The organism is Acinetobacter sp. GWC1_38_13 (assembly GCF_001767535.1).
Classification (GTDB): Bacteria; Pseudomonadota; Gammaproteobacteria; order Pseudomonadales; family Moraxellaceae; genus Acinetobacter; species Acinetobacter junii.
Genome location: NZ_MELG01000092.1, coordinates 17,367 through 37,000, shown reverse-complemented (window position 1 = coordinate 37,000; position 19,634 = coordinate 17,367). Strand labels below are relative to the sequence as shown.

Here is a 19,634-nt window from a genome sequence, read left to right as displayed (position 1 = left end):
CATTGATCAATAACGTCATCCATATGGGGTATCTATTCAGATCTGTATGACATGTCTCGTGGTTCTTGTTATCTGTATGAGTAATTGTATTGGTATATTTAATATTTATAGTTCTATGATGTATAGTCATGAATCTATTATTAGTATTAATCTCTATATATTAATAATATATAAAACCGTCTTAGCGCAAAAGCAATAATGATAGCCCAGCCGATCAGCACGATTTCCAAACCTTCGGATAAGCTCGGCTTTTTATATGTTTAACGTTACGATAGTTAGGTCAGAAAAATGGTTTTTCCAAAAAAAACTTAGCGCAAAGAAACTATTCGAATAATGACAAACAGTGTTGATACAGCAGTCCGTAATTTTTAAGTTCTGCCAGTGTTGGTGAGGTTTCTGTTATTTGCTGTGTAGGAAAATCAAAGCGAGTTCCATCCTGAAAGGGTTCTTGAAACGCCAATTCACTTAAGAAATACCTGTTAGCTTCCGCATGCTGATCAGGGACAAAGCAACAGCTGTATGTATTCTGTATAAATGACCGAGGTAAAATCCTAAAAGGCGTCACTATTTCAGTTGCATTTACCAACACCCTTCCCAAACTACTTTTAGTTGCACTGAGCTTTTGGTCAATATCAGAATGTTTCCGCATACATTGCTGAAAAAAATAAATTTGGTTATATGCAATTAGATCCATAAGGGCCATTAAAAACTGATGAATTCTGGACTGCTCAGCATTTAACTTGAAGGTGATCATTGATTCAATTTTATCAGACTCATTTTTTAGCGTCATATCCTCTTTGATTGTTTTGATTTGAGTCGCTTGCAATGAATACGGATAGAGAAAGTCTGTGCACCCTAAACGCTCAAAGCTTTCATTATCGATTACTACTGGGTTAGCTTCTTTCAGCAATTTAAAAAGCGATTTATTCCAACTGTATATCTGGCAGCACCACTGCTCAAGCATGCTTTGAAAAAGACCTAAGCGGTTGTTCATCCCGCTGAGTTTAGTATGCTGGATAGATGCTAAATGACCCAAAACCGCCTCATCCTTCAAAATATTTTCATGCGGCTTTAAATAAAACGTCGCTGATAATGGGTTCTCTGGATGTAACCGCTTTAGCTCGACATAATGATCATATAACTTCATTATTTCCTGCTGTTGTAACACAACATAATTTGCATAACCTACAGCATCACGAGACCGAAGAATAAACGGTTTCATCCAGCACAAAGGATCATGTAACAAATAATAGTTTTTGCAATTCAACACCTTCAAGCCAACATCTGAATCTTCACTTTTAGTGTTTGACAACAAGTCGCTCTTTGGATTCAGCATAGTAAAAATAGAGGCCACTTTCTGAACTTCAAAAACATGCGGCTGGGGGTACTTCAAAATATAAAATTTGCCGTAGATCGCAGCATCCCCCAAAAACCTATGCGAAAGGTTTAAAGCGTATATTGGAGACTCTGTTTGAATAAAACTATTTCGAATTGCGCCATCCGCTTGGCAGCGGATAAATCCGTTTTTTTTAAGCTGCTGTATAGCGCGATAAATAGATTGTTTGCTTAAACCCGTGGCTCGCTCAATTTCACCAATTCCACACCCTATAACAATCCCAAATGAGTCTGCACCGTAAAGCAACCGTAATAAAACAAGATAACTTCGATAATCAAGATAGCAGTCGATCTCTATTTTTTTAGGTGAATTGCTAATACTTATGCCATCACTCTTTATAAATAAAGTCTGAATTAATTTTAATAAAGGGATCTGCCTAACCATACGCTTATTACTATTTTCTAACCATTCAATAGACGTGGCTGAATCAAGCCTTATATAAGTAAGATTAAGTTGTAAATGACGAACTCTAGACCTTTTTCCAGTTTCAGGAAAATCTATTTTTAATATTCCCTGTTGTTCCAACTCATTCAATACACCCCGTAATTTTTTAACCTGTATGCCGATCACTTTTGATAATTCACCGAGTGGCAATGATGTACTTCCGACTCCAAAATTTCTGATAAACGTGATTAATGCCCAAAAAGCATAGGCTGAAATTTGCCCCTCCACCCTTTGATAGAAAGCCATAAATAGCGCCAAAAAGCGCTGTTCAGAATCGTGGATACTCATGCTAAAAAATCCCACTCATCAAGTTCTTATTTGTGTATAAGTATTTTACAGTAATACTGATAGGTACGAAATGATAATTAAAATTTAATTTTTCAACAGTTACTACATAATTAATATTTACTTAATATTTACTTAATATTTAATTACTGATATATAAATGTTAATTAAATATTTATGAATTTTAAAATGGTACGACCAAATTTAACCTTAGATAAATGGTTATCGACTGATACGGACTTAAAAAAAAATTTCTTGGATCAAGAGAGCTACATGAAGGAAAGTCTATTAACTAGGCTTGATAAACCTGGCCAAAAGATTGTTTACACATCTACAAATCACCCCCAACCTAGATCAAATGAGAATTTAATATCAGATTCTCTAGAAAATCTGGCTAGGCCATCCCACATAAACGAAATATTTACAAACCCTCTCATATGTGAGACAACAAATTTTATTATTAAAACTAATGATGAACATTTTGCAATTTTAAAAAAGAAATTCCTTTTATTTAAATACCACTCTGAGAAAAATAAAGCCAACCGTATCACCAAACAAATCACAATGGACAAAAATATATTAAAACAACTTGAGACAATTAAAAAAAATTGTAAGTTTAAAAGTCTAGATAACTGCTTAGAATTTTTAATTGATGCACATAATTTTAAATTAAGTGAAAAAGATAAAATAATATCAAGACTCAAAAAAGAGCAAAATTTAAATCATGATTCTAATTTAAAGCAAGAATTGAAATTAAAGGATGAAAAAATTACAGAACTCAAAAAAGAGCTCGTGCACCAAAAAAATATCATCCACGAAAACATGAGCAAATCTGCAAAAGAGTTTGAGGAATACCTAATTCAATTGGCTACAAATCAAACCATTGAATTAGAGAAAATTAAAGCTTTTTTAGGCGAGATTAACGAAGCAGATCAACAAAGCATTAACCAAACTCTTGCACCCGAAGCACTTGGCGAAATTGAAACTCAATTGAGAAACGAATGCGCAAAACAAAAGCAATTTTTAACAATCAAAAATCAACCAAATACCAATTATGCTTTAGGGTTTGATCAGCATCATCAATATGGCAATACCGTACAAAATGACGATGAAGTTGTACCAGCTCAAACCTGAGCCTGAGCTAACAGTTACTCATTTCTAGGAGCAAGCAGCAATAGCACACCTCATCCACTTGCTGCCTAAGAACGAGCCCCCCTCATCACCTCAATGATATTCATAATTGAACTTGGATAATCTCTTTCAATAAATCAGGACGACGCCTTAAGTGATTGACCAGCACTTCATCGCAATATGCTGTATTAAATGGGAGTTGCTTTTGCTGTGGAAAATACCGCTCTGGATGCTGTAGAAACTGTTCCCATTTTTTATTTTCATTCTGTAATTCCCTGATCTGGTTTAGATAGGTTCTATCCTGAATTTTAAATGACACACCAAAATCATCATCTTCACAGGTGTCTTTATTTTCGTTATTTTTTCTGGCTTCTGTTAAATCTAAAATTTTCTGTTTATTTGTCTCTAATCTGCTTTGAACCCATTGCAAATCAAACTCTCTAAACTTGATTTGCAGCGTGGGTAAAATCAGTTGTACTGCCTGCGAAGCATTTTTAAATCTGCCATTTTTTTGAGCATAACCAGTTAATTCTGAATAGAATATTTCAAGCTTTTTATGCAACAGCGGCGCATATCGTTTTCTTATATTCAAAATTCCATTGATTCTACGCTTCAAACTCGGGTTATAGGTGTAGACTCTCCCGCCTTCATCAACAACCAACTCAATATATTTATTTAATATTTCAGAATATTTCTCATTAATCTGCTGCTGTCTATAATCACGAATCCCCTCTATTACCGTATTAATTTGACCAAGCAAATTCAGCAAGTCTTGTACCGAATACGTTTCACCAAAGAACTGCATTTGGCTATGCTCTACCATCAGTTCAACCAAAAATTCGCGTTCTGACGCTTCAAACTCAGTCTTTGGGTCAGGATCGCTTATTATTTTATGTTCTCTTAAAAAACGTCCAGCATGATCCAAAAAGCAATTCAGAATTTCATCCTGCAATTGCTCAAAATCAAGAAGTGTGCAATTTCTCATTTATGAATCTAAATAATAGTTTTCAATATGTTATACCACAACTCTAGTAAAATATTATTTCTAATTATTAGTATTACATAAAGACCTACATCAAAAAAATAAGATTAAGACATAGGGATGGTCAGCCTTACTTCAAAGGTGACCCATTCAAATTAAAAAAGTTTTATGTATGGAATACCCACTTCATGAGTTGCTTTCAAATTAATACTACCGAACTACTTTTTATAAAGTATCGTTCTATGACCGTTGAACTAATGACAGTAGTTTCTGACTATTATCCCCACCTCAGCAAAGCCGAAGCACTGAGAAAAGCGAATAATCAACAATTCCCTTTCTCAGTATTCAAAATAGATAAAAGTAAACGTGCTCCATTTTTGGTACACATTAAGGATCTTGCTGCTGTCTTGGATAAGCAATATTCAGAGGCATCCAAAGATTTTGCTACGTTTCATCGATGAGGCGTAGCACCTCCTCCAACTGTAATATATTTCTTCTCGCTTTCACTGATACATAACGCTGTAAACTCCCCCAAGAATCGTGCAAACTTACTTTCTGAATTTCAGGAATAGTAAAACTCTGTTCAGCTAATCGAGTACAGCCTTCATGTCTCAAGTCATGAAATCGTAAATCTTCAATCCCCAAAATTTTACAAGCTTCTCTAAATTCTTTACCCAAACTTTTGGGATTCAAAGGCAATAACAAATTTTCATTATGTCCAAGCTTTAGCATCCGTTCTCGAACTTCTGAATGTTTCAGTCTTTTGATCAGCACCTTACAAGGATCAAGTACATCAAATGACTTATGATTACCTTTAGAACCATTAGGATTCTTTAAATCATGCACTTTCCACGTTGAATGATGTGGGTCATAATCTCGAAGATACAATCGTGTTAATTCAGCTTCACGTCTGCATGAGAAAATTGCAAACCACATAATCAAATGCATTGGGTATTTAGAGCCATAACGATTTAGCTTCCATCGTTCTGCAAAATACTTCGTCAATGCAATCAATTCATCTCTCGAAGGCAGTCGGTCTCTTTTTTGACTGGAGGATATTTGACGTGTTTTTCTTAACTGAGCAGTAGCCTTATCAAAGCTATTTAAATCAATATCCATTTCCCACATAACAGCAGCATGAGAAAGAACACCTCTGATATGTAAAAGCTCATGTTGCAGTGTACTAGTTGCAATAGGTTCAAGATCGAGGTACGGAATTCCACCCTTCCTTAAAGCCACATGCTCGACCAAATGTACTGATTTTATTTTTGTGATAATATTGCGCGCAATTGGTAGTTTCTTAATTAAGAGCAGAGAATAGCGTTTCGTCCTTCCGTACTCGCTCCCGACTTCATCCAAATATTTATCTATGGCATCTGATAAGGTCAGATCAATCAACTTTTCTTTGCCAAGCAAAATATCAGGATTTTCTTGAATTTCGACTTCTCGTTTCTTAATCCAGTTTTCAGCTAATTTCTTTGAGTGAAATGTTTTACTTTCAGAAAAAGCAGGAAAGCCCTTTCGAGTGATTCGAATCGCAGCACGATAGTTAACTTTACCATCTGCACCTTTCCTTGCTGTAATTGATCCCATAATTTACACCACAACATGTTTTTTCCATTATGGTGTAAAATTTGGTGTAAATGCAAACCGATTAACCCACCTAAACACTGGTTAAAACAGATTCGCGCAGGTTGCGAAATATAGTTTAAAGGTATGATTTTTAATGACTATTAACAAAAACATTGAAAACACTCAATCTCCGCGAATCAGTGTTGCCCCGATGATGGATTGGACAACAAAAGATTATCGTTTCTTTGCTCGTTTATTTAATCCAAATGTAGTGCTTTACACTGAGATGGTGACTACAGGTGCAATTATTTATGGCGGTGCAAATCGTCATTTGGATTTTAATCAGCAAGAACACCCAATCGTGTTACAGCTGGGTGGTTCAAATCCACAGGAGCTAGCAACTTGCACTAAAATGGCTGAAGATTGGGGATATAACGAAGTCAATCTAAATGTCGGCTGTCCGAGTGATCGTGTTCAAAATAATAAAATTGGTGCCTGTCTAATGGCAGAACCAAATCTAGTTGCAGAATGCATTCACAGTATGCAAAAAGCCGTCTCAATTCCTGTAACGGTAAAACATCGTATTGGAATTGATGATATGCAGTCTTATGAAGAAATGCTGCACTTCGTCGATACTTTAGCAGCTACAGGATGTACGCATTTTATCGTGCATGCACGCATTGCGATCTTGCAAGGTTTGTCACCCAAAGAAAATCGTGAAGTTCCACCTCTGCGTTACGAGGACGTGTATCGTCTCAAGCTAGAACGCCCGCACCTCACTATTGAAATCAATGGTGGCATCAAAACTTTTGAAGAAACCAAACAACACTTACAACATGTCGATGGTGTAATGATTGGTCGCGAGGCATATCACAACCCTTATTTACTAGCTGAGTTGGGACAACTTTGGAATTTGGATGCACCCGATCGTTTTGACATCATGCAACAAATGATGCCTTATATTCATCAACGTGTTGCTGAAGGTGCTCCCCTTTCTATTATCACTCGCCATATTCTAGGATTATTTCAAAATCTTCCTGGTGCGCGTAAGTGGCGCCAATCTCTCAGTGGTGGTAATGCAAAGACCATAGCTGATATCGAAAATGCGATTCAAAATATTCAAGCAGCAATGCAAAGGACTGAAGATTATCTTCGAGAGCATCAAGTTTGATTGATGCTCAAAAAACGCCAACCTCATCACATTAAGAAACATCATTTTACAAATATTAAAATTTAAATTTTCGCTTTTATAAACTACTTAAAATTAAGAAAATCTTCATTAAGTTTTTTTCGTAAGTTCATTATCAACAGCTTAAATTGTTATATTATTACATTACATTTTAGTCTTTTTGAGATTTATCGCTTACTATGTGCCGCGTACAGATTCTGGCACACGTTCAGTTGTTTTGAAAATGCGGTAGAGATTTACAATGATTTATGATGTTCCCTCAGTTGACCACAGCATGATGCACCCACCTGCACAACAGTTGGTCATCCCTTATCGAGAAATGCCAAAACCAGCATTAATACACACAATTGATGTCGACAAATTTTCTCAAAAGCTCACCAAACGAGCATCTTATCGAAGTTCATCTCAATGTGCTAAATTCGTTAGAATTGCATTGCAATCCGCAGGAGCTAAAATTGTTCAGCATCCTGTAGCAGCATCGGATTGGGGACGTACTCTTCAACAAATTGGCTATCAAAAAATCAAACCAGAGTTTAACAACCCGCAACCTGGCGATATCTATATTATCCATCGCACTAAAAAACATCGTTATGGACATATTGCAGGCTTTACAGGTTCACAATGGGTCTCAGACTTCAAGCAAACCAGTTATGATGTTTATAAAGACCCTAACGTGACTTATAGCTATTACCGTTTAGCACCGCAATACCCGCAAGTTTAAATTTTAGGGCTTTCCTAAGCCCTCATCTTATCGAGTTTTTTCAGTACTTCAGCCACAGCAACCATTGCAAAACTCGATGTTACTACAACCGCCGAACCATAACCGCCACAGCGCAATCCTGAGCCTGGATTAAACAAAGCACCGCTTTGTCCAGGCGCAAGATGAGGGCTCTGCCCGAGTGACGTAGGACAGACATCAGCACTTGAAAACGGATTGTCAATAGAATAGACGCAAGTTATTCCAAATTTTTCTTTTGGCTTTTTGCAAATACCTTTTGAACGAAGTTGAGCACGTAACTTAGCAAGCATTGGATCTTGTTCTGTTTTCGATAAGTCTGCAACGCGTATTTTAAGTGGATCAAGCTTACCACCAGCTCCACCAGACACGATTAACGGAATCTTGTTAAAACGACAATGTAGCATTAACGCCAGCTTGGCTTTGACATCATCAATACAATCTAAAATAATATCAGGAACGGGATCTAGAACTTCTTTGACATTCTCAGGTGTCAAATAGTCATCAATTACATTCACTTTAATACGTGGATTGATCTGTCTGCAACGCTCTGCCATGACTTCAATTTTTTCTTGTCCTAAAGTAGAAGTCATCGCAGGCAATTGACGATTGATATTTGATGCAGCAACGACATCCATATCCACTAAAGTTAGCTCACCAATTCCTGAACGGGCGAGAGCTTCCACTGCCCAGCTGCCTACACCACCTATACCAATCACCATGATATGACTGGTTTCATAATGACTAAATGAACTTTCTCCATAAATTTTAGCCACACCAGCGAAACGGCGGTCATATTCATCATTTTGGAGATCAGTCATCATAAAAAATTCTACAGCTATGAGTTAAGTAGCTATTTTAGCGTGTTTATCCAAATTTAGGCTACATTGATGATACTTGTGCATGCTGTCGACGACTCAAACCAATCAAGACTAAAAGCACAACAAAGGTGAGTGAAAGCGCCAATAAATTTGCATTATTCCATCCCAGACTGGTGAGGATTGGTGCAGGTAAAAAAGCACCTAAAGTGGCGAATAATGCAATCACCGTTTCATTGATTCCTTGAACACGATGCTTTTGTTGTTCTTCCAATCCAGCCAATAATGTCGAAGCACCAGAATAAGCAAAGTTCCACCCCACACCTAAAACAATCAAAGCGATATTAATAAAGATACCTGCTTGCCCCATCATCGGTATAAATGCAGACAACATTAATAAAATAAAACCCGTATAAATAATCGTATGGGTTCCCCAACGTTGAATGAGCTTTGACACAAAGAATGATGGGACAAACATTGCCAAAACATGCAACTGGATTGAAATTGATGCGTAATGAAAAGAGTGATGCTCTTTTAAATGCAAAGACGACATAATCATCATCACATTCATAATATAGTATGCAAATGCTCCACTAATAATCGCAGCAACAACCAGATGCTTTGACATTTTTACTCGATTCAGCGATTCAACCTTTGGCTGTGGAGTTTGTTGTAATTTGTGTTTTGAATGCCATATATACAAAATCGGCGATAACAATAAAGCCAATCCGCAGAAGATCAAATAAATTGCTGTGAAATCTGGTAATCCCTTCACTTTCTGAAATTGAATCGCTAATACAGGTGCGATTACAGCTGCCACTACACCACCTGAAATCACCAATGCAGTCGCTTTGGGGATTAATTCAGATGACAAACGATCAGATGCTGCGAAACGATAAAAACTCGCTGTAGATAGAAAAAGCCCAAGCGAAAAATGTGTAAGACACAGCAGCCAAAAATCTTGTTTTAATAAAGCTTGATATCCCCAAAAACCAGCCGCAAATAAGCAGAGTACACCAAATTGAAATACCACATGGCGCCCCCATCGTTTCATCAGAAATGAAAAAACAAAGGTTGTTAATAGCATCGCCAAAAATTGCAAACCATATGGAACTGTCGCTAAAGCCTGCGTAGGTGCAAGCTTTAAACCGACGATAGCAGAAACCGTAACCGACAATACTGCGGCAATTAGATTGAATGCTTGTGCAATGAGTAGGTAATACACATATTTAGGTAACTGATTCAACGCTATCGTTCCATGAGATTTAACTCAGATACCATACTGCTAAAACATTTAAACTTAAATAAAAAGATGAAAACCTAATTTTCATCTTTTTATTGATTCATAATCCATTTGAAATTAAGCAGCAATTAAATTTCGAAGCACGTAATGCAAAATACCACCTGCTTTGAAATACTCCACTTCATTTAAGGTATCAATACGACATAACACTTTAAATTGGTCTTGACGACCATCTTCGCGTATCACACTCACATCTAAAGTTTGATGGGGTTGAATATCATCAGATAAACCATGAATAGAAATTACTTCACGTCCCGTCAGATTTAGAGTTTGACGAGTCTGCCCATCAACAAACTGTAACGGCAACACCCCCATACCAACTAAATTCGAACGATGGATACGCTCAAAACTTTCGGCTATCACCGCTTTAATCCCAAGAAGATTAGTTCCTTTTGCAGCCCAATCACGAGATGAACCTGTACCGTACTCTTTACCTGCAATAATCACTAATGGCGTTTTATCCTGCTGATAACGCATCGATGCATCATAAATTGCCAATTTCTCATTGCTTGGGATATAAATCGTATTTCCCCCTTCCTCACCACCGAGCATTTCATTTTTGATACGGATATTGGCAAATGTACCTCGCATCATCACTTCATGATTACCGCGTCGTGAACCATAAGAGTTAAAGTCTTTTGCATCTACGCCCTGCTCTTGCAAATAGCGTCCAGCTGGACTGTCTTTTTTAATATTCCCCGCTGGTGATATGTGATCAGTCGTCACCGAATCGCCAAGTACAGCCAAAATCCGTGCTTGCTCAATATTGGTAATTTTTGGTGGAGCTTGGCTAATCGTTTCAAAGAATGGTGGATGGCGAATATAAGTCGAGTCACTTTGCCATGCATAGGTTTGACTTTGTGGAATTTGAATCGCCTGCCATGTTTCATCTCCATCAAATACTGCTGCATATTCTTTATGGAACATGTCAGTGTTTACTTTTTGCAGCACCTGATCAATTTCTGCCTGACTTGGCCAAATGTCTTTTAAGTAAATATCTTCGCCATTGCTACCTTGCCCAATTGGTTGAGTGGTGAGATCAGTACGGATATTTCCTGCTAAACCATAAGCAACAACCAAAGGTGGTGATGCAAGCCAATTGGTTTTGACTAAAGGATGTACCCGCCCTTCAAAATTTCGATTACCAGAAAGTACAGAAGCGACATTTAAATCCTGACATTGAATAGCCTCCTCAACAGCTTCAGGCAATGGCCCAGAGTTCCCAATACATGTGGTGCAGCCATAACCCACTAAGTTATAGCCAAGCTGATCCAAATACGGCGTTAAACCAGCCGCAGCTAAATAATCGGTGACAACTTTAGAACCGGGTGCAAGTGAGCTTTTTACCCATGGTTTACGCTGTAAGCCTTTTTCTACAGCATTCTTTGCTAATAAACCAGCGGCAAGCATCACGCTTGGATTGGATGTATTGGTACAAGAAGTAATTGCAGAAATCACGACATCACCATGATTTAACTGAAAGCTTTGACCATCCAATGTGCAAGTTGGACTGTCATGAGGTAGATTGGCTTGTTTAGATGCAACCGCAGTTCCACCACCACCTTCATTTTCTAAGTTTTCTTTTGCTTCTTTGGCTGGCTTTAATGTGAGCTCCATCAGCGCATTAAAGGTTTTTGGAACATCTGAAAGTAAAACTCGATCTTGAGGTCGTTTCGGACCCGCTAAACTCGCTTGCACCGTACTCATATCGAGACTTAAGGTATCTGTAAAAATCGGTTCATCACCTGCATTTCTCCATAAACCTTGTTCTTTGCTATAAGCTTCAACCAAGTCAATACGATCTTGTTGACGACCTGTCAGTGCCAAATATCCGAGTGTGACCTCGTCTATTGGAAAGAAACCACAAGTTGCACCATATTCAGGTGCCATATTGGCAATCGTCGCTCGGTCAGCTAAAGGTAAATCAGCGAGACCATCTCCATAAAATTCGACAAACTTTCCAACGACGCCCTTTTGACGCAACATTTGAGTAATGGTCAGCACTAAATCTGTAGCAGTGATTCCTTCATTTAGCTTGCCAGTCAATTTAAATCCAATCACTTCTGGAATTAACATTGACACGGGTTGTCCTAACATTGCAGCTTCAGCCTCAATACCACCTACACCCCATCCCAAAACACCTAAGCCATTAATCATCGTGGTATGAGAGTCTGTTCCAACCAAGGTATCAGGAAAGGCAAATGTCTCACCATCATCGTCACCTAACCAAACCGCTTGAGCCAAATACTCCAAATTGACTTGGTGACAGATACCTGTACCTGGTGGGACGACGCTGAAATTGTTAAATGCAGATTGCCCCCAACGCAGGAATTGATAACGCTCACCGTTACGCTGCATCTCGATTTCAACATTTTCCGCAAAGGCATTTTCATCTGCAAAATGATCGACCATCACGGAATGGTCAATTACCAAATCCACAGGAGATAAAGGATTAATTCGATTTGGATCACCGCCTGCTTGTGCCATTGCAGCTCGCATCGCGGCTAAGTCAACCACAGCAGGTACGCCTGTAAAATCTTGCATCAGTACACGCGCTGGACGATATTGAATTTCTTGCTCTGAAGATTTTGTTTTTTGCCAATCTACTAGAGCTTGTATATGCTCCACTTTTACACTTTTTTGATCTTCAAATCGCAATAAATTTTCCAATAAAACCTTGAGGGATTTCGGTAATCTATCGATATTACCAAGCGTTTGAGCGGCATTAGACAAACTAAAAATTTGATAAGATTTGGAAGCGACAGTTAAGGTTTTTAATGCATTAAAACTATTGATTTTGCTATATCTGGCCATTAGGTTACCCTCCCAGCATTGGCGAGTTTGATTATTATCAAGTTGTCTATTTAATGTACCCTTGTTTTAAAATGCTTATGTTCCCTTTTAGTTATCGTATTATTGGGAATGCTTTCTTATTCTTCTAAAAATCCAGATGTAGAGCGACCAAAGAGTTTTTCCATAATTGTTGTGCCAGTGTTTCTGTCGATAGTCCAAGCGTTTGTGCCAAACTCTCTAACACATAAGGCAAATTCACAGGTGTGTTTCGAGTACGCTGTTCTGTAGAGGTTTGACAGCATAGTGGTGTCATATCTGGACAATCGGTTTCAATCACCAAATGTTCAGCGCCTATCGCCTGCACAACTTGATGTAATTTTTTTGCATTCGGATTAGTAATTTGCCCAGTTACACCAATTTTAAAACCGAGTTTGATCAGCACTTTAGCTTCCTCAACGCCACCACTAAAAGCATGGGCTATACCACCAAATTTGAATTTTTGTGCTTTTAAAATAGCTAGGCTTTCCGCGTGGGCTTTGCGGATATGCAATAACACTGGTTTTTGATACCGAGTTGCCAACTCAAGTTGAGCATTAAAATAGTCTTGTTGCTTGGCAAACAATTCAGGTTGTTTATGTTCTTTTAAAAAAGTATCTAAACCAATTTCCCCGACCGCAACACAGTCATATTGTTGTAAGACCTGTTCGAGTCGATGTAGATGGGATGACTGATGCTGTTCAATATAAAATGGATGTAAGCCTGGAGCTAAATAGGATTGCGGGACATTTTCCCACGCTTTTAATTGTTGGTGAGTTTGAATAAGTTCATCAAACCGAGATTCAATAAAACCAATTAGTACTAAAGCTTCGACCCCAACCTGCTTTGCCTGAATAGCCAGTTGTTGCCGATCATGATCAAAATCGGCAACATCAAAATGGGTATGAGTATCGAAAAGTTGCATTAAGACGTACTTTTGTCCGCTGCTACGACAGTAGAAGCCGCTAGTGTCTCAACTTTTGGCAAATACTCAGGTTTCAATACACCCTGTAATTGATCAAAAGGAATCACCAAACGTGGCAGCCCGACCACATAAGGACCAATTTCATATTCTCCATATTGCAAGATCAAACCTTGCTCACCCAAAAAGTAATTATCTGTTACTTGGAATGGCCATGCCTGTTCATATTCATCAGCTGTATTGGCAAGTTTTGAATCAATCACCCATGTTTTAAACGCATCATGTGCAAGCTTATCAAGTTTTGCTTTTTGCTTAGGTAGAAGCAAATCATTGAGCTGAACTTGTTTTTGGTTTTTCAAATCAAAATTATAGTAACGTTGAGCCGTAGAACCATGTGCACCACCCAAGTAACTACTACTGTTCAAAACTACAGTTGCCAATGTGCCTTTGGACTGCAAAATCTTAGGTTTAATCATCAAACTAATTTGATGGCTACTACTTAATGCTTTCAATTCTTCATCGATTTTAATAAAAGCATTTGCATATTGCTGAGCTTGAACATCTAAATGATTGGTTTGCTCACTGCCTTGCGCTGTAGATGAAGCCTGATCTGCATCAACGATTTCTAACATTTTGCTGAGTTGATCTAAAATTTCTTGATCAAGTAATTGGTCTATAAATGGAAAATTACTTTGCAGGCGTTCAACCGTAAAATCTGGACATGTGTTGCCGTTACATTCAGGCAAAGTCACCGCTAGTTTTACCGTTTCACCACGTAGAACAGGCTCTGAGGTCTGATTCACAACTGTATCTTGTGGCTTATCTTCTGGCTCTTTAGGTTCTGATTTTGGTTGACATGCTGCAAGTAAAACAGCACATGCAAGAATGCTAAATTGAAAAACTTTTTTCATCTAAAACCTACAAGCATTGTTATGACACAAGAGAATTTAAATGCTATCGAACTTATGCCAAATTCGCTATAAGTACATGCAATTTCTATACGAAAATCAGTGCTGAGTATTTAACAACTGCTAAAACATTTGCTGATATATTTCAGGCTGTAACATCTGTTTACTTTGTTCTGTCGTTAAATAAATATCAAGCTGTGGCGCATCTTTACTGATTTGATTCGCTCGGTAATGCAAACCAATCCCCTCGCCATCAAAGAACCAATCTGATTGACCCCAGTATAATTTTTTAGGGATTTGTTTTTTAACTTCATCAGACTGCTTTTCAATCCATTTTTGATAATGAGTTTGAACGATTTCATTCATCGCATTCTGCTGATTTTTTTGAATCACATCGAGGACGGTTAAATTCTTCTGCAACTTACGGTCAGCGACAAAAAAGTAATAACGATCTTTGACCGCAATATCTTCCTGTTTAGTATCCACCCCAATCTGTAGTAGTACATATTGATTACGTTGCGAAGCAATACGCGTATTCATGCGCAATTCATAGGCTTTATTTTTAGAATATTTTTCCTGCCACTCATCTGACTTTTTAACATAGGCATTAATCGCCTGCTGCAATGTCAAATTCTGATTTTGTTCAATTTGTTGCTGGATGACATTGGCTTGATTCTTTGCAATCCATGTATTTAGCCAATCATCTTGCGTTTTAATCGTTTGAATATCAAGATCAATACAATTCTTCTTTTCACAAAAAGGCAATGCATACTCAGCCTTTGTTTCCTTCATATTCAAATAAGGTAAAACCTCTGCTTTTTCTGAATTTGTAGTTTGTTGTTCAGTCTTGTCTGCTGATTCAGCTTCATTCTTTTTGGGTTGATCACATGCTGTTAAAGCCATCACACTAACAATCAAACTAGCGCCAAGAAATGGTTTTAAAATATTCATATCGTTCATCCCTTTATTTTTTTAATTCCTCCCTTTTTAAAGAGAGAAGTATCACAAACTCAAATCTATAAGACTTGTGACAAAGTCCCTCTTATCGAAAGAGGGACTTAGAAAGGCTTTTAGTGTTCACGTGTGTTACGGAACTGGATATCAGGCCAACGCTCTTGCATTAACTGTAAATTAACACGGCTTGGTGCAAGATAAGTTAAATGACCACCACCATCAACTGACAATTGATCATGCGCTTTTTTCTTAAATTCATTGAGAATCTTTTCATCATCACAATGAATCCAACGCACGGTATGAACACTTACAGGCTCATAAATACAGTCAACTTTATATTCTTCTTTCAATCGGTATGCGACCACATCAAACTGTAGCACCCCAACTGCACCAACAATCAGATCGTTACTGATTTGTGGCATGAACACCTGAGTCGCCCCTTCTTCAGACAACTCTTTCAAACCTTTCTGCAATTGCTTAGATTTTAAAGGATCACGTAACCGAACACGGCGGAACATTTCTGGTGCAAAGTGTGGAATACCCGTGAAATGAAGTTTTTCACCGCTGGTAAAGGTATCACCGATCTGGATGGTACCGTGGTTATGCAAACCGATAATATCACCAGGCCAAGCTTCTTCAAGATGCTCACGCTCACCTGCAAGGAAGGTTAATGCATCACTAATACGTACATCTTTACCTATACGCACATGATTCATTTTTAAACCTTTTTCATATTTACCTGAACAAATACGCATAAAGGCAATACGGTCACGGTGTTTCGGATCCATATTGGCTTGGATTTTAAATACAAAGCCTGTAAATCCTTCTTCGTTGGCATCTACAGTTCGCTCTTGAGTTGGATGCGCTTTAGGTTCTGGCGCCCAATTGATAAATGCATCAAGTACATGATCAACAGCAAAGTTACCTAATGCCGTACCAAAAAGTACTGGCGTTTGTTTACCTTGTAAGAATAATTCACGATCCAGTGGCTCATTTGCCATTTGAACCAATTCGAGCGATTCCTCGAAAGAAGCCCATGCCAACTCACCAACTTTCTCACGAATGTCTGCATGATCATAACCATCACGTACTTCAATGTCCGTAATAGTTGAACCGAAACCAGCTTTATAGACATACAATTTATTTTCAAGCAAATTGTAAACTCCAGCAAAGTCACGTCCCATACCTAAAGGCCATGTAATTGGTACACAACGAATATTGAGGACATTTTCAATTTCATCCAGTAACTCTAACGGCTCGCGGATTTCGCGGTCCATTTTGTTCACAAATGAAATAATCGGTGTATCGCGCATACGACACACTTCCATCAATTTAATGGTTCGTTCTTCGACACCTTTCGCACCATCGATCACCATGAGTGCTGAGTCCACTGCAGTCAAAGTACGATATGTATCTTCCGAGAAGTCTTCGTGTCCTGGTGTATCCAGTAAGTTAATCGTATGGTTTTTATAAGGGAACTGCATCACAGACGTGGTAATCGAGATTCCACGTTCTTTTTCCATTTCCATCCAGTCAGATGTCGCTGAACGGTCTGACTTACGGCTTTTGACCATACCCGCAACCTGAATGGCTTTACCCCATAACAACAGTTTCTCAGTCATGGTGGTCTTACCCGCATCGGGGTGGGAAATGATCGCAAATGTGCGTCGTTGGGCAACTTGTGCCGCTAATTCATCTTTAAAACTCATGAGAAAAATCTTCAATATGTACACAGTTATGTACACATTGCTTAATATGTACCTTAACTGAAAAAGTGAGAATTCAAAATTGGCGCAATTGTAGCAGATTTAGAAGACTTGTTTATTGATTGTTGATAGGTCTTGTTTTATCCACAAGTTCGATTATTTTTCAGACATAAAAACTTCTCAACAGTATTTCCATTAACGAATCAAGTTCAATATTAATTCCCTTAAACATTGAGTGAGAACAACTCAATTCAAAATGGGCTATTTTAAGATTGATATAAAACTGGTTACTATACGTGCATATTTATGGATAACTGCAATAATTTCTTATCTCTATACGAGTCAAAACATGTCACAACAAGATTATGAAAATGGACTAAAAGTTCGCACTGAAGTTATGGGTGAAAGCTTTGTCAAACGTGCTCAAGACAACACTGTTCCTTTTACTCAACCACTCCAAGATTGGATTAATGAACATGCTTGGGGATCAACTTGGCAACGTGAAGGTGTATTGCCACGTAAATATCGCTCATTGGTCACGATTGCATTTTTAACTGCACTCAAAAGCCCAACTGAGCTAAAAGGTCATATTCGTGGTGCTTTAAACAATGGGGCGAGTGTTGAAGAGATACAAGAAGTCTTATTGCATAGCCTTCCATACTGTGGCGCTCCAGCGACGCAAGAGGCATTTCGTGCTGCGCTCGAAGTGATCAATGAGTATCAATCTAACACTTAAGATTCATATCATTTAATCTCGCTCTCAAAAGGATGCCGAATAACCTAGATTCGGCATTCTTATATCCTAAATCCCACTAAATTACGTCCAATATCAATCAAATACGCCTCCAATTTCATTAATAAACTTTTTGCCATCATCTTTAGGGTCTGAACTTATTAACATGTTCGAAATGATGCCGAATATTTTAGATGAAATGGAGTACAACATTGAGCAAGAAAATAGAACCCCATCATGATGGTATACAATTTCCAATTCAATCAGGAAAAAAAACTCCGAGCACCACTCACACAGCAAAACAAATTCTAAAAGCCGCATTACAAAGTGTAAATTCCCCTTATGTTTTACAACTAAATAATGAGAAGAAATGGAGAAAAAATTATCCAATTTATTTCCATGAATTAGTTAAAACGGGTATTGAATCTGTCAACAATCCCCTTCCCATCGCTCAGAAAGGATTAAACAAAGCCAAAGAGTTATTCACTTTCAATCGAGCAGAACAAAGTCATACTTTGTCTGATGCAATGATCAAGATTAAGGATCAACCCTTTGAGCAGTTCGTCTTGAAAGGTAAAGGCGATGCGACGATAGAACCGTGGTTTATCCCTTATCAAGGTCAGAAATTACAAGGTGACGCTTTACTACAACAAATCGATCTTTGGGAGCAGCAAAAGGTCATTGAGCCAACGCATGCCAAAGCTCTACGCTTACTCAATCAACATCCTGAATGGTTTGATTTATCTAATCGCACCATGGTGTTGTTTGGCGCAGGCTCTGAAGCTGGACCATTAAGTTGGTTAGCAAAATGGCGCGCCAATATTGTTGCTATTGATTTACCTCAACCCAAAATTTGGGAAAAAATTACTAAAGTCATAAAACAAGGTAATGCAACGCTTATCGCTCCACAACACACGAGCGCAAATGGAACACAACAACTCGGGGCGAATTTACTCACTCAAACTCCAGAAATTGCAAATTGGTTAAATAGCTTTGAACAAAGCTTAGATTTAGCAGGGATCGCCTATTTAGATGGCGAAAAACATGTGCGTGTTTCTATGGCAATGATTAGTATCATGGAGCAAGTGAGCCAACATAAGCCCGATAGCAGTATTATGTTTATGCTGACCCCAACCGATATTTATGCGATTCCCAAAACAGTGGTGAATTCCATTCAATCTCGTATAAAACAGCGTCCTGTAGCCGAAAAAATTCTGACTAAGTCTATTCACAAAATTTCGTTGTCTAACTTTTTTAAGCCGAATTTCAATCAGTTGATTGAATGTGATAATGGTCAGCAATATGGTATTTCAGATTGTATGGTGATTGAACAAGGACCTAACTATGCCTTGGCCAAACGATTACAGCAATGGTTTGCGATTACTACACGAGCTCGTGGTCAGAAAACGGTGATTAATATTGCTCCATCCACTACAACTCACTCTGTCGTAAAGAATCCTATCCTCAAAGCTGCTTTTTCTGGTGCTGATTTATTTAAAGTTGAGACTTTTAGCCCTGAAACCACCAATGCAATTATGGCAGCCTTATGGGTTCATGATTTAAACAATCCAGAAAGTGCAACCAATCCTAAAAAAGTATTGGATCATCCACTTGATCTCATCATGGAAAATGCTAATCACGGTGGTTTATGGCACGTTCCATATCTTGCTAGAACAGCATTACCATTTGCAGCAGCTTATGGTTGGATGAGAGAAAAGTTTTAACT

Annotated in this window: 16 protein-coding genes; 6 read left to right on the top strand and 10 right to left on the bottom strand. The window is 38.1% G+C overall.

All coding sequences use genetic code 11. The annotated features are described in order from the left end of the window. Positions 1–322: 322 nt before the first annotated feature. Positions 323–2,128 carry a helix-turn-helix domain-containing protein gene (locus tag A2003_RS09915; protein WP_253115698.1) on the bottom strand — a complete coding sequence of 602 codons (1,806 nt, stop codon included), beginning with the start codon at positions 2,126–2,128 and terminating at the stop codon, positions 323–325. Positions 2,129–2,314: 186 nt separating this feature from the next. On the opposite strand from A2003_RS09915, the gene A2003_RS09910 reads away from it, so the two are divergent. Beyond that, a complete protein-coding gene (locus tag A2003_RS09910; protein WP_233738804.1) occupies positions 2,315–3,259 on the top strand; it encodes a hypothetical protein in 945 nt (314 codons plus the stop codon). Positions 3,260–3,359: 100 nt separating this feature from the next. On the opposite strand, the gene A2003_RS09905 is transcribed toward A2003_RS09910, so the two are convergent. Further along, a complete protein-coding gene (locus A2003_RS09905; RefSeq protein WP_233738805.1) occupies positions 3,360–4,241 on the bottom strand; it encodes a hypothetical protein in 882 nt (293 codons plus the stop codon). Between the two features lie 185 nt (positions 4,242–4,426). Between A2003_RS09905 and A2003_RS09900 the strand changes: the two genes are divergently transcribed. After that, positions 4,427–4,699: a pyocin activator PrtN family protein gene (locus A2003_RS09900; RefSeq protein WP_004692381.1), complete on the top strand. Its 273-nt coding sequence runs from the start codon at positions 4,427–4,429 to the stop codon at positions 4,697–4,699. Here the strand turns inward: A2003_RS09900 and A2003_RS09895 are convergent. Continuing rightward, positions 4,683–5,831 (bottom strand): site-specific integrase, encoded by a 1,149-nt coding sequence (locus A2003_RS09895; protein WP_286687275.1) that lies wholly within the window; start codon positions 5,829–5,831, stop codon positions 4,683–4,685. The genes A2003_RS09900 and A2003_RS09895 overlap by 17 nt on opposite strands. A gap of 133 nt (positions 5,832–5,964) precedes the next feature. On the opposite strand from A2003_RS09895, the gene dusA reads away from it, so the two are divergent. Both dusA and A2003_RS09885 read left to right on the top strand, forming a co-directional pair. Then, entirely contained in the window at positions 5,965–6,981 is a 1,017-nt protein-coding gene (dusA, locus tag A2003_RS09890; protein ID WP_502685954.1) for a tRNA dihydrouridine(20/20a) synthase DusA, read from the top strand. A gap of 259 nt (positions 6,982–7,240) precedes the next feature. Continuing rightward, entirely contained in the window at positions 7,241–7,720 is a 480-nt protein-coding gene (locus A2003_RS09885) for a CHAP domain-containing protein (RefSeq protein WP_004960871.1), read from the top strand. Between the two features lie 14 nt (positions 7,721–7,734). Here A2003_RS09885 and A2003_RS09880 read toward each other — a convergent pair whose 3' ends face one another. From A2003_RS09880 to A2003_RS09850, 7 genes are all read right to left on the bottom strand, one after another. Continuing rightward, entirely contained in the window at positions 7,735–8,556 is an 822-nt protein-coding gene (locus tag A2003_RS09880) for a tRNA threonylcarbamoyladenosine dehydratase (protein WP_039047730.1), read from the bottom strand. A 61-nt stretch (positions 8,557–8,617) separates the two neighbouring features. Beyond that, positions 8,618–9,805 (bottom strand): MFS transporter, encoded by a 1,188-nt coding sequence (locus tag A2003_RS09875; RefSeq protein WP_171500855.1) that lies wholly within the window; start codon positions 9,803–9,805, stop codon positions 8,618–8,620. 108 nt (positions 9,806–9,913) lie between these two features. Beyond that, the gene (gene acnA / locus A2003_RS09870) at positions 9,914–12,670 is read right to left on the bottom strand and encodes an aconitate hydratase AcnA (RefSeq protein ID WP_286687274.1); all 2,757 of its coding nucleotides are present in this window, start codon (positions 12,668–12,670) and stop codon (positions 9,914–9,916) included. A gap of 124 nt (positions 12,671–12,794) precedes the next feature. Continuing rightward, complete coding sequence (locus A2003_RS09865) at positions 12,795–13,610, bottom strand: TatD family hydrolase (protein ID WP_286687273.1); 816 nt, start codon at positions 13,608–13,610, stop codon at positions 12,795–12,797. Further along, complete coding sequence (locus A2003_RS09860) at positions 13,610–14,518, bottom strand: RsiV family protein (protein WP_286687272.1); 909 nt, start codon at positions 14,516–14,518, stop codon at positions 13,610–13,612. Before A2003_RS09860 ends, A2003_RS09865 begins: the two co-directional genes overlap by 1 nt. A 120-nt stretch (positions 14,519–14,638) precedes the next feature. After that, complete coding sequence (locus A2003_RS09855) at positions 14,639–15,466, bottom strand: hypothetical protein (protein ID WP_286687271.1); 828 nt, start codon at positions 15,464–15,466, stop codon at positions 14,639–14,641. Between the two features lie 119 nt (positions 15,467–15,585). Beyond that, positions 15,586–17,178, bottom strand: a complete 1,593-nt coding sequence (locus A2003_RS09850; RefSeq protein WP_004906585.1) for a peptide chain release factor 3 — start codon at positions 17,176–17,178, stop codon at positions 15,586–15,588. Positions 17,179–17,524: 346 nt separating this feature from the next. Between A2003_RS09850 and A2003_RS09845 the strand changes: the two genes are divergently transcribed. Both A2003_RS09845 and A2003_RS09840 read left to right on the top strand, forming a co-directional pair. Further along, positions 17,525–17,911 carry a carboxymuconolactone decarboxylase family protein gene (locus tag A2003_RS09845; protein ID WP_004960891.1) on the top strand — a complete coding sequence of 129 codons (387 nt, stop codon included), beginning with the start codon at positions 17,525–17,527 and terminating at the stop codon, positions 17,909–17,911. Between the two features lie 191 nt (positions 17,912–18,102). Then, positions 18,103–19,632, top strand: coding sequence for a hypothetical protein (locus tag A2003_RS09840; RefSeq protein WP_502685953.1), 1,530 nt, complete (start codon positions 18,103–18,105; stop codon positions 19,630–19,632). The last annotated feature ends 2 nt before the right edge of the window (positions 19,633–19,634 follow it).